The following is a 13,567-nucleotide window of genomic DNA, read 5'->3' on the forward strand; positions in this document are numbered from 1 at the left end:
GCATGAAATACAGTATAAAAGAAAACGGTATCCCTCAGGGGAAAACAGAATTTTTGGGAAATAAGTTCTGTATAGGGAATGGATATTTTGGATATAGAGGAACGATGGAGGAATATGGGAAAGAAGAGCTGGTGTCCTGTACTCTTTCTGAGATATATGACGATAACGGGAATGGGTGGAGAGAGCCCGTCAACATGCCAAACCCTCTATATACGTATGTGAGTTATAAGGGGCAGAAATTATCTGTACTTACGAGCCGGGTTGACTCCCATATACAGGAGCTTTATCTTGAAGCAGGAATTCACAGGCGGAAGACAGCGTTTATAGCGGAAGATGGGAAAAGGATTACAGTTGAGGCATTCAGATTTGCAAGCCTTGACGATATCCATCTGCTGGCAATGCGGTATATAGTAACATCTGACTCAGAGACAGAGGTAGAGGTACATACCGGAATTGATGATAATATCTGGAATATCAGCGGTAATCATTTCCGAAAAAAAACCGTAAAGCAGAATGAAGAGATCACCGGAATTGTCTGTGAGACAATCCAGGAGAAGGTGAAGACTGCAGTTGGCCAAATGATACGGGTTTCGGCCGGTGCAGCCCAATATACAGAGGATCAGACAATAAACGCATATTCAGTACATCTGAAGGCGGGGGAGCCGTTTGTTATGGAAAAATATGTATCCATATGCAAGGAGACGGATTGCACCGATGTATGGGAGTCAGCGGTAAAGTGCTGCAGAAGTGCAGAAGAAAGCGGATTTGAAAGACTGGCAGAGAGGCAGAGGACCTGCTGGAAAGAACGGTACGAAAATCTTGGTATTAAAATAAAGGGGGATACTGAGGCAGAGAAAGCCATCTATTACAGCTGCTATTTATTGTACAGCTCTGCTCCGTTTTATACCGACAGAGTGGCAATTCCGGCGAGAGGCCTGTCAGGCCAGGTATATAAAGGGGGCATGTTCTGGGACACAGAGATTTATATGCTTCCGATGTTTGCCTTCTGCGAACCGTCAGCCGCACGGAAACTGGTGATGTATCGGATCCGCAATCTGGCTGGAGCCAGGGAAAAGGCGGCAGAATACGGGTATGAAGGTGCTTTTTACCCATGGGAAAGCCAAGAAAATGGAAAAGACGGCTGTACCCATTATAATTTGACGGATATCTTTACAGGAAGAAAAATGCGTACTTATTTCAGAGATAAACAAATTCATATAAGTGCGGATGTTGTCTATGGAATCTGGAAGTACATTTCCATCACAAAAGACTACGGGATTTTACCGGACGGCGGGGCTGAAACAATATTAGAGTGTGCAAGATTCTTCTACTCCTGCGCATATTACAAAAAAGATAAGAACAGATATGAATTTTTAGATGTGACGGGCGCGGATGAGTATCATGAGCGTGTTAATAACGATGCTTATACAAATTATATGATTCACCTGACTATGAAGATTGCGCTGGAAACACTTGATTATATGGAGACACATTACCATGCACAGTTTATCCGGTTAATGGATGCTCTGAATTACTGGGGCGAATGCGAAAATATAAGAGACTTGTATGAGAAGATATATCTTCCGGCTCCGGACAGTCAGTGCCTTATAGAACAATATGACGGCTATTTTAAGGAAGAGGATGTTTCTTTGGAGGAGCTGTATTCCAGAATCATAAAGCCGAATGAATATTTGGGAAGCCCATGCGGGCTTGCTGTAAATACGCAGATTATTAAGCAGGCGGATGTTATTCTGCTGCTGAGTCTTCTGAGCGGGCAGTTTACCGATGAAATAAAAGAAAAAAACTGGAGTTATTATGAACCCAGAACAGAGCATGGTTCCAGCCTGAGCACCTGTATTTATGCGCTGCTGGCAGCTAAAAACGGAAAAACGGACTGGGCATATCAATATCTGATGAAGGCTGCCAGAATCGATTTACTGGGTGAATATAAATTATATCTGGGGGATCTGTACATTGGGGGAACACATCCGGCTGCGAACGGCGGGACCTGGATGGTAACGGTACAGGGCTTTGGTGGTTTGGATATGGATGAGGACGGAATCAGTATTAACCCTCATTTGCCCAAGCAATGGGATTCCCTGGAATATTGCTTCCGGTATGCAGGGAGCGCATACAAAGTAGTTATTGAACAGGCTTATATCGAGATTAGCCAGCTTGAAGGAAATGATGAGCTGAAAGTTAGAACAGGGGACCAGGTGCACTTCTGCAGGAGTGGAAATACAACAAAAATAGTATACAAACAGCAGACAGCTCCAGGCACTGGCGGACAGTAAAAGTACAGACAGCCAAAATACAGACAGGCTGGGAAACGGCAGAATTTAAATAAGGAGAATGGAGGATATCGAATGACAGAGAAAGAGAGAGTCTATGCAGCAATAGAATTTAAAACGCCTGACAGGGTTCCATTATTTACGGATAGTCCCGGGTTTGATTCGGATATATTTTTATTTGAATGGAATGAAATTGTTCCGTGGAAGGACTGGGATGACATCTCAAACCCTATGTTTGACCACTGGCATTGCGGATGGACAAGGACAGATGAAAATAATATGGGGCAGGTAACCATACATCCGCTTGAAGACTGGGAGGACATGGAGTCCTTTGAATGGCCGGATGCCAAAGATCCGAAGTGGTATGCGGGTATGGAAGAACGGCTTCAGGGAAAAGAAGATAAATATATACAAAATCATATTTTCATGTGCCTGTTTGAAAGAATGCACAGCTTGAGAGGGTTTGAAAACACATTGGTGGATTTATATGTGGATCCGGAAAAAAGTGCTGAGCTGGCAGACAGAATTGTGAACTTCCAGATAGCTGTAATTGAAAATGTTTTGAAACGCTTTGAAGGAAGGGTAGATGGCTTCGCATTTAGTGATGACTGGGGGACAGAAACCGGATTATTTATAAATCCTGATATGTGGCGGGAATTTTTTAAGCCCAGGTATAAGAAGATATTTGACGCATGTAAGCAGGGCGGCTGTAAAGTTTACTTCCATTCATGCGGGAAAATAGATGCGATTATCGGAGATTTGATAGAGATTGGGGTAGATATTTTAAATCTTCAGCAAATCAGAGTCTATGATATGAAAAAGTTAGGTGAATTGTATGCAGGGAAAGTCTGCTTCGCTACGCTTTGCGATATACAGAAGACCCTCCCTTTGAAAGGGGAACAGGAGATTACGGAAGAGGTTCAGGATATTTACCGTTACCTGGGAACTGATCAGGGCGGAATTATTTATGCTTATGATGACAGCAACAATGAAGCGTTAAACATTTCAGAAGAAAAAATGGACTTTATGAACCAGGCGTTTGATAAGTTTGACAGATGGAAACAGGATAAAATCTTTAAATATGAAAAACAGGGAAGGTGAAACATGAAATATAAAGCAATTTTTTTTGACTGGGATGGAACGGCCGTTGAATCAAGGAAAGCGCCCGCAGACGAGGTGGCAGGACTTATGAAACCGCTTTTGGCTAAGGGAATTGTAATGATTATTATCAGCGGCACTACATATGACAAAATTGCCGCTGGAGAACTGCACCGGTATTTTACAGAAGCAGAGCTGGAGAACCTGCATTTGGGATTGGGAAGAGGGGCTTTAAACTATTCTTTTAAAAACGGAGAGTTAATGCTGCATGAGGAAACAGAGCTGAATATAATACAAAAATTAAAAATTCATGAAAGTGTCTTTAAAATCCATCAGTATCTTCTGGAGAATTATACGTTAAATACTGATATTGTTTTTACCAGGCCTAACTACTGTAAGCTGGATTTAATGGCGGAATACAGCCGGAATGACAGACTTTATCTTCAGGAAGGAGAAGTAGAAAGGCTGGAGTCTCATTTGAAGGAACAGGGAATTAAGGGCGGTTTGAAAGAAGTAACAGCAATTGCAGAAGAGATCGGGAAATGCAGTGAAATTAAGCTTGAGGTTACGACAGATGCAAAGTATTTGGAAATCGGTCCCACAACAAAAAGTGATAATGTAGATTATTTCGTTGATCATATTTTAACCCCGCAGAATATAGGCGTTGAGAATGCGTGTTTTTGGGGGGATGAGTATTCGTATCTGGCAGATGGGATTCCTGGAAGTGATTCATATATGGTAACAGAAAAAACGAAAAAGGGGCATTTCTTTGACGTATCTAAAACCAGTGGTGTGCTTCCCAAGGAAATACTACCAATGGGAGGAGGGACAGAAACTTTTAAAAGCTTTTTGAAGGAACAATTATCAGGAGAGTAAGAGGAAAAAAGGAGGAATTATGTTAGGAAAAAAGTGGCACTTTAAAGAACGTGCGGGAGCACTGGCATTGGCAGCCGTCATTGCATGGGGAACAATACAGGCCCCGGGACTGACCATGAGCACGCAGGCAGCCGGACCTGAAAATGTGGCCAAAGGGATTATCCCTGCTTCAGAGTGGGTGGATGGAAGTGAAATGGTTTACGGGGCAGACGGAGAAACTGATAATAATTCGGCGGTGCGGGCAACAGATGGGAAAGCGGATGCATCAGATGCTGTCTTCCGGTATGGGCAGACGTTGGGGGAAGAACCGGCAAAGCCCAGCTTTGCGCAATTTGACCTGAAAAAGATATATGATATCAATTCTGTAAAGATGTGGCGTTATTATGCAGACGGAAGAGAATATACCCCGACGGTAATAGCGGTATCAGATTCGAAAGAGGATTGGAATTCTGAAAATACAGAAGTTATTTATAACTCGGATCAGGAGAATATTTATGGATTTGGTGCAGGGACGGACGAAGGCTATGCCGAAACTGCTGAAGGAAGAGAATTTAGCTGTGATACCCCTGTAACCGGTCAATATGTCCGGATTTATTCCTGCGGAAGTAATATCAATCAGGGCAACCATCTGGTCGAATTCGAGGTTTATGGCACAGTGCATGGCCAGGTACCGGGAAAAGTGAGTGTCACGGTAAACGAAGGGGAGCATTTTTCTGTGATTGCGGAAGAAGGCTCAGAATCGCCTATGGAACCGGGAGCGGACTATTCATTTAAAGTGCAGGCAAAGAGTGGTTACTATGTGAGCAGCGTAACCGTAAATGAGAGTGTACTGGAGCCGGAGGACGGTATATATACGATACGTGATGTGCAGGAGGACCAGACAGTGAATGTTCAGGTTCTTCCTTATCCCGATGCAGAAAATCTTGCATTGAAAAAACCGGTTGAAGTGCGGTATACGGCAGATGGCTCGGAACCGTATATCAATCCATCCAGACCGAAAACAATGGCGGTAGACGGAATTATTCCTGAAAAATCATCTGACCCTAATTACTGTGATTTCGGAAATGAGAAAAAGGAGTTATCAGCTTATCTTCAGGTAGACCTCAGAGGAAATTATGAACTCTCCGAAATTAATTTGTGGCGGTACTGGAATGACGGCAGGATCTACAATGGGACTGTAGTTGCAGTGGCCGATACTGAAGAAGAATTTTCGGAAGGGGCAGCCAGGATAGTCTACAATTCAGATACAGAGAATTATCACGGGCTGGGTTCCGGAGATGAGGAAAAATATACGGAAACTAAGGATGGCTTCCACATTTCCCTGAAAGACAAATTTCCGGATCAGATAATGAAGGGAAGATTTGTAAGAATTTATATGTATGGGAGCAACAGCGGCTCTATGAATCATGTGGTGGAATGTCAGGTTATGGGATACAATCTCGGAGAAAAGCCATATAAAGCACAGGCATTTGATAATTCCGGCAATTATTTAGATCTTCCCACACATTATAACTGGCCAAGCTATCCGGAGGATCCCCAGGCGAATCCGGATGTACATATTGAGGGCCAGGTCACACATCCTGACGTTATCCAGGTAAAAGAGGGATTTGGCGGACATCAGTACTGGATGTTTTATACCCCGAATGTAATGGTTACTTCGCAATTTGAAAATCCGTACATTGTATATTCTGATGATGGAATAAATTGGGAGGAGCCTGTTCTGAATGGGAATTCAGTAAATCCTGTTGTCCAGCGGGTTTCACCTGTCGGGCAGGGAGAGATAGCGCACAATTGTGATACGGACTTAGTTTATGACGAAAAAAATGACAGGATTCTCGCCTATTGGAATTGGGCGGCAGATCAGCCGGCAGGAGGCTCCGGCTGTGAAGTACGCATGATAGCGTCTTATGACGGTATAAACTGGGGGGCACCTGTCGATGGCAAACGTGAAGTAGAGATAAACAAATTTGTTACGGTACTGAGAGATGAGGAGATTAAATATAATTATCTTTCGCCTACAATTACATATGACAGCTGGAAAGATCTGTACTTTATGTACTATAACAATACTGGAAATGTGGGATATTTTAACGGCCAGGATAATAAGGTGCAGATGAAATACTCCAAAGACGGTATAAACTGGTCAGAGGAAACACTGACCGTTCAGAATTTTTTAGGAACAACAGAAGCTGGTGAACAGCTGGCCCCATGGCATCAGGATATCCAGTATATTGAATCTAAGAATGAGTATTGGGCATTATCTCAGTGCTTTACCGGAAATTCCCCGGATAATTCAGTATTATATATGACAAAATCCAAAGACGGACTGAACTGGTCACAGGTAGGCAGCCAGCCGGTGCTGACTCCTAATGATGCGCCATTCTGGAATGATTTCCAGATTTACCGTTCAACATTTTTGTACAATGAAGAAACAGACAGCATGGATATCTGGTATTCTGCCCTGCAGACAACACCGGAAGATAAAATGGTGCAGGACTCAAATGGGGAATTCAACATAAAAGCGGGGAGCGGTGACAGCAGGATATGGCGTATCGGTCACACCTCAAATAATATGAAAGAGGTCATGAAGGCTTTAACACAAAATGAATTTTATGAAGAAGAGGAAACGATTCCTTCCAGAGGATTTATCTTGAAAGCTGAAAAGACACAGTTAGAGCCAGGAGAAACAACAAAGACATCACGTCTTTTTTCAACCACCGGGGGCTGGGGAGGCGGAGGAACCCAGGCCGAGAATAATGTCGTGACAGATATGAATGTTAAATATGTTTCTGATAATGAGGAAGTTGCCGCTGTTGACCCATGGGGAAATATTACAGCGAAATCAGAAGGCCAGGCAATCATTACAGGGCTTACAAAAGAAGGATCAGAGACGACAATCTTAATAACAGTTGGTGAACAGCAGAAAGCCAAAACAAGGCATGTGATCAGTAAGGAACAGCCTTTGTATATCTCCAATTATTACTGGTCTGACGGAGCGCCTGTAGAACGCATTGATAACTGTGATGCGGGGCAGCTGCCGGAGAATAACTATATTACGGTGGATGCAGATGGAAACCGCACAGACAGAGATGATCCGCTGAAACTCTGGAATGCAGTTCCGGATGATTTAAAAGATAATACGGTTATCCTGCTTATAGCAGAGAGAAGTATTAAGGACAATGCGATCGAAAGCGGAACAGAAGATGTGAATGCAGTCCGTAATTGGTACAAACAGCAGATAGAATACTGCAATGCACACCAGATCCCATGTGCAGTACAGAACTTGAATGGTGAAACCAGTACATATGACAGAATTCCGCTGACATTCTGGAAAGAGCTTGCAGAAGAAAATGAATACCTTGTGGGCTTTAACGGTGCGGAATTATACAATTGCTTCAGCGACGGACAGGCAATTAATAATGGGGATGAATATGTAGCGGATTTAATCCGTATGGGCGCATCACTTGGCGTATCTATGATGTGGACAGATACAAATGTATTCGGAAATCATGGGGTTCTCATGGACTGGCTGGAAGAAGAGGGCAGTGTTCTCGGGGCAGCGATGAAGGACAATAGCGAATATGTGTCTATGATGTATAAAGAATCCTATGGGGATACGGATACAGAAGCGCTTTATCTTGGACTCTGGCTCGCAGGTTATTGTGATAACTGGGGTGTCGCTTCAGACTGGTGGCACTGGTCCATTGATGGAAACGGCAGTATGTTTGATGCACCGGGATCTATCGGCGGCTGGGGACAGTGTCTGGTCTGGCCGGAAAACATGTATTCACAGGACGTTATCCGAGTGGCCAGCATGGGAGCAACCTGCTATAAGAGTGAACCGCAGTGGTATTCTGTGGCGAGTAACGGACACCGTACACCGGCATATCAGTACAGTCTGATGCCTACATTGAAAAAAGTATGCAGCGGGGAAATTGCAATCCCGGATAAAGAGATGGTGATGGACCGCACTAAGCTGATTGTAAAAGGGACAGAGAATTATGAGCCGGTGATCTATGACACGGATTATTCCCAGCTCTATCCAAAGACAGGACAGTACGGAACGATTCCTCTGGTTCCGAACAACGTAGATAATGAACTGCTTACAGGACTTGGATTTACGCATATTGTAGAGACCCCTCTGACAATTGAAATGCTGCAGGAAGTATATCCGGAAGAAAAATACAAAGGGAATGCCTGGGCAGAGCACTTTGGCGATACGTGGTATATGATGAATTCTTCCGAGGATAAAGACGTAAGGCAGAATGCAGCCATAAAAACAAAGGGAGCAGAGCTGTCCCTGGATATGGCACCACACACCTATGCAGTGGCAACGGAAAAATCAAGTTCTCAGATTGACCTGGTTCTCAGTAATTACAGATTGGACAAATCAGAGCTTTGGAGTGGAAATCCGGCGGAAAGTATGAGCACAGTATATCAATATATCTGGGAAATGTCCGACAGAATGGAGCAGAATAAGGGGCTGGATTCTGAGCTTAGAGAAACCGTGCTTACAGTAAAGTGTGAAGAAAAGCCGGAGATTATTTTTGAAAATGCAGATGGAAATGAATATGCATATGATAATTATACACGGCCATTCCAGTATTCCGAGATTACAGGGGAAGCAAATAACTGGCAGATAAAAATCCAGCACAATGGATTTATAGAATGCACAATTATGACAGGGAACACTGTAACGTTAGAAATAGAAGATTTCGAAGGAAATGTGACTGAAACGGAGTATGTATTGGGAGAAAAACTTGGATCTCTTCCGGAAATTGATGTACCGAATGGCTATATACTGTCAGGCTGGAAAGACCAGGATGGAAATGATGTAACAGAAGATACCATTGTTGAAAAAGGAATGCGTCTGATTCCCCAAAAAGAAGCTGTTAAAGTACTGGAACTAAAAGCTGTAAATGGGAACGGAAGCCTTCAGCTTAGCGGAGCGGCAGCAATAGAAAGCCTGGAAATTAGCGCGGCACTGGACGGGAACGAGTATGAATTAAAAAATGTCAAATTTCATGTCGTAAGCGATGGAGTACAGAAGGAAAAAGGGGATCAAATAGAGTTTACTTTCGATCCAATACCGCAGACTCAAAAGGAGCAGAGCCTGGTGCTGGCGGTGCAGGCAAAACTTCAGAATTCAGATGTAGTACTGGATTTGATGGAAGAAAACATTAAGATTTCAGCAAAGGATGATGAACAGAAACCAGATGACGGAAATAAACCGGATGACGGAAACAAGCCGGATGACGGAAACAAGCCGGATGACGGAAACAAACCGGACGACGGAAACAAACCGGACGACGGAAACAAACCGGATGACGGAAATAAACCGAATAATGGAAATAAACCGGGCAATGGTGATAAGCAAGATAATGGACAGCAACCTGGAAGTCCAAATAAAACGGTAAAAACGGGAGATGAATTGAGCATAATCCCGGCAGCAGGTTTAGCCCTGATAAGCATTGTATTTATGATTGGAGTTTTGCTCAGGAAGCGCATAAGAAAGTAACAGTATAAAGGGAAAGAGGTCAAAAGATTACACTTTTTTGACCTCTTTTTAATATTCAGAATTTCAGGTCAAAAAATATAAAGAAAGTTTTTAAATTACAGCTGTGGCGGCAAAAAAGCGAAGAAAATAGACATGTATGTTTATTTCATACAACCGGGATAAAACTTATAATTTGATTAAGAAATAAAGAAACTCACAAGGAGGAGAACAATATGAAAAGAAAACAGTTCATCAGCATTCTTCTGGCAGGTATGATGATAGGCACGATGGCACTTACAGGCTGCGGGAATGGTGAAAAAGAAAAAGAAGGGAAGTCAGCAGAGAATGAGCTTCCGACAGTAACATTTACACATGGTTTTTACCAGAATGAATCCGAATGGGCATCAGCAGCAGAGATGAGAAAGATTTATGAGGAGTTTGCTGAAGCTCATAAAGATGAATTTAACTTTGTTATTAAAGCGGACCAGAGCGGAACAGAAGGCATCTACAATACAGCCCTAAATGATTTGAGTTCAGGAGATTTCTATGATATTGCAGATTTTGGAGGCTGGGATATTACAGAAGTTGCAGCCGGATCAGATGCCATTCTGGATTTAAAGCCCTATCTGGATGAAGATGCAGATTTTAAGGATGGAGTTGGAGTATGCTATGATCAGAACCTGACAGAAGATGGAAAGATTTATACAGTAAGAGAACAGATTGAAGGGGTCGGATTCTGGTACAATCAAAAACTGTTTGAACAGGCAGGGGCAGCCACTCCGGATAAGTGGACATCCTGGAAGGATTTTGATGCGGCTGTGGATAAACTGGCAGCTGCAGGAATATCACCGTTCAGTTTAAATGCAGGATGGCCTACCAATCTTCTTGCAGCCGGCTATTCTCAGAGAGATGAAGCATCCCGTGAATTTTATGCTAACGGAAAAAATGTAGAAAGTTTTGGGGATGAGAGCTTTAAAGGAACCATGGATTTTCTTCAGAATAACGTGCTGAAAAAAATCGATTCTGCACACTTTGGACCAGGCGGAGATGATGACGCGCAGTATATGGAAGACTTCAAGAGCGGAGATTCAGCAATGCTCTTTAACGGGGTTTGGGCAACCGGAGAGTTTGCAGACTGTGAAGCAGGAATTGAGAATTTAAGGCCAGCGGTATTCCCAACAGATGACGGAAAAAAGGCAGGTCTGCTCTCAGGCGGCTGCGGCTATGTAGTCTCAAATAAATTAGATGAAGAACAGACAGAAATCTGTATTGAATTCATGAAATACATGACCAGCCCTGAGATTGCTTCCCGTATTGTAGAAAAGGGCATAGGAATGGTACCAAGTAAAACAGTAGATTATACGGAAGTACAAAGTTCAGTTGAGACACCGGAAGGAAAACTTTTGGTTGAGGCATGTCAGCAGTTACAGTCTGCAGATATTCAGGTTCTTGGATGGGGAAATACATTTGGTGATATGGAAAGTGAAATACAAAATAAATACGCGGGCTTAAAAGACGGTACGAAGACAGTTGATCAGGTGACAGAAGAACTGGATCAGGCAAAAGCGGCATTAGAATAAAATCAGACGAAGGAGGCCGCAGTGCAAATGGCCTCCTTTTTTATGGGAGAGAGATAAATGAAAAAAAGAAAAAGATGGAATAAGAAAAGCTTTTTTATTCTGGCATTTATAGCACCGGCAATTCTGCTGTTTGTACTGATTTATGCATATCCGCTTTTAAATATCATAGCAACATCGTTTTGTGAGTGGAATTCTAAAAATTTTACAGCACCGAAATTTTTAGGCATATCACATATGTTTGATAATTATAAAAAGCTATTTACAATAGATGCAAATTTTCAGCAGGCATTAATCAATTCATTGAAGTGGGTAGTCTTAACGTTGGTTATACAGGTTCCATTTTCCGTTCTGACAGCTTTGGTCCTCTCTAAGAAGAATAAGGGATGGAGATTTATAAGAAACGTATTTGTAATTCCCAACATTATTTCGACGGCTGCTATCGGACTGATTTTCCTTAATATGTATAGTCCGTCCAGAGGAATTATCACAGAAATATGCAATATCATATCACCGGGAAGCAATGTCAGTGTCCTGGCAGAGGAAAACATGGCATTTTGGGGAGTTACGTTTTCATTTATTCTCTTTGGCGGTTCTTCCTGCCTCCTGCTGCTGACGCAAATATTTTCGACTGATTCTTCAATATATGAGGCGGCAAAAGTGGATGGGGCAAGCAGTCTCCAGATTGATATGAAAATTACGCTTCCGCTGCTGAAGCCGATGATAGGAACTGTTGCAGTAATGGCAGCAAATTATGGACTCCTTCTCTATAATGAAATTGCTTTAATTACAGGAGGCGGGCCGGATAATGCAACATACAGTTTGAGCTACTACATATACAAAACAGCACTGGGAAGCCTGAAGCTGAATTTTGCCAGGGCAAATGCGGCGGGGGTTATTCAGATGCTGATCGGTATCATACTGGTGGGTATGATTTATCGTATATTTAGTGTTAAGAAAGGTCTGGAGGAATAGTAAATATGCGGAAAAAAGTAAAAGAACGTCCGGAGAGCAAAACGGTATTAGAAAAGATATTCAGATATTTTGTTATGCTGATAGTAGCTTTTATCTCCATATATCCCATATTATGGGTGTTTATCTCCTCGTTTAAGGAAAAGCCGGGCGGGCTGGGACTGCCCAAGGAATGGGTGTTTGATGGATATATTACAATTTTTACAGAACTGGATATCCAGACATATTTTTTAAACAGTCTGGTAATTACAGTGATATCCACAGTTCTCAGCGTTACGGTTGTTTCTATGGCAGCATACGTAGTGGCCCGGATGCAGTTTAAAGGAAAAGGGCTGGTAACATTGATGTTTTCTACTACATTATTTATTCCGGCGGTGTCCATCTCGTTCCCGATATACAGGCTTTTGGGTGATCTGGGGTTAAAGGATACGAGGCTGGGTGTTATTATCGTGTATTCTGGTCTGGGGATTGCCGTGACTTATTTCATACTGCACAGTTATTTTGCCTCGATTCCAAAAGAAATGGAAGAGGCTGCAAGAGTCGATGGATGCGGTTATTTCGGCACGTTTTTTCGGATTATCGTTCCGATAGCAAAGCCGGGACTTTCAACGGCAGCAATTTTAGCATTCTTAAATAACTGGAATGAGTTTTACTTTGCATCCATTCTTTTGAAGTCCCCGGAGAAAATGACCATACCGGCTCTTCTGGGGCAGTTTACGTCTGCTTACTCTAAAAACCTGAATGGAATGTTTTCTGCAATCATTGTAGCGGTAGTTCCTACGATTATTGTATTTTGCCTGCTGTCAGAAACATTTGTAAAGTCACTTACTGCAGGAGCGGTGAAAGGGTAGGCGCGCCAAGAAATAAAGGGCGGATAGTTTAGCGGGTGGAACACCCGCATGGTAAGGCGTAGCGAGCCACCATTAGCGAGTCTTGGGTGTTATCTGGTAACAGGTAAGGCTAAGCGTAGACAGTTAGGAAACAGGGTTGAAATGCTATTGAGCTCCGAAATTTTACAAAGTCTCAGAGGCCGACGCAGTTTACCCATGCGGAAGGCAACATCACAGTAAGCGTTAGAGAAACGATGCGAGTTTATTGTGGCTCTGGCGGAGTCAGAGGGCCAATCATGTTTTACAATGACTATCCTGTCAACTTGGGAGAGCCTGTGATTTCTTGCAGCAAAGCAAGTATGACGTACAACTATAAAATGGAGGAAATCAAACGAATCACAGGCAGTCGGATGCCGGCGTAGTATC

General features: G+C 42.9%; 7 protein-coding genes. All 7 read left to right on the forward strand.

The annotated features are described in order from the left end of the window. Positions 1-2 precede the first annotated feature (2 nt). Entirely contained in the window at positions 3-2,294 is a 2,292-nt protein-coding gene (locus HMPREF0240_RS17235) for a glycosyl hydrolase family 65 protein (RefSeq protein WP_009004698.1), read from the forward strand. Between the two features lie 72 nt (positions 2,295-2,366). Continuing rightward, positions 2,367-3,392 (forward strand): uroporphyrinogen decarboxylase family protein, encoded by a 1,026-nt coding sequence (locus tag HMPREF0240_RS17240; RefSeq protein ID WP_009004699.1) that lies wholly within the window; start codon positions 2,367-2,369, stop codon positions 3,390-3,392. A gap of 3 nt (positions 3,393-3,395) precedes the next feature. Then, the gene (locus HMPREF0240_RS17245; protein WP_009004700.1) at positions 3,396-4,265 is read left to right on the forward strand and encodes a hypothetical protein; all 870 of its coding nucleotides are present in this window, start codon (positions 3,396-3,398) and stop codon (positions 4,263-4,265) included. 19 nt (positions 4,266-4,284) lie between these two features. After that, positions 4,285-9,783 carry a glycosyl hydrolase family 98 C-terminal domain-containing protein gene (locus HMPREF0240_RS25230; protein ID WP_009004701.1) on the forward strand — a complete coding sequence of 1,833 codons (5,499 nt, stop codon included), beginning with the start codon at positions 4,285-4,287 and terminating at the stop codon, positions 9,781-9,783. Between the two features lie 212 nt (positions 9,784-9,995). Then, on the forward strand, positions 9,996-11,342 hold the full coding sequence (locus HMPREF0240_RS17255; RefSeq protein WP_009004702.1) for an extracellular solute-binding protein: 1,347 nt from the start codon (positions 9,996-9,998) through the stop codon (positions 11,340-11,342). A 57-nt stretch (positions 11,343-11,399) separates the two neighbouring features. After that, complete coding sequence (locus tag HMPREF0240_RS17260) at positions 11,400-12,314, forward strand: sugar ABC transporter permease (RefSeq protein WP_009004703.1); 915 nt, start codon at positions 11,400-11,402, stop codon at positions 12,312-12,314. A gap of 5 nt (positions 12,315-12,319) precedes the next feature. After that, the gene (locus HMPREF0240_RS17265) at positions 12,320-13,162 is read left to right on the forward strand and encodes a carbohydrate ABC transporter permease (RefSeq protein WP_009004704.1); all 843 of its coding nucleotides are present in this window, start codon (positions 12,320-12,322) and stop codon (positions 13,160-13,162) included. Positions 13,163-13,567 lie beyond the last annotated feature (405 nt).

The organism is Clostridium sp. D5 (assembly GCF_000190355.1).
GTDB classification, from domain to species: domain Bacteria; phylum Bacillota; class Clostridia; order Lachnospirales; family Lachnospiraceae; genus Faecalicatena; species Faecalicatena fissicatena_A.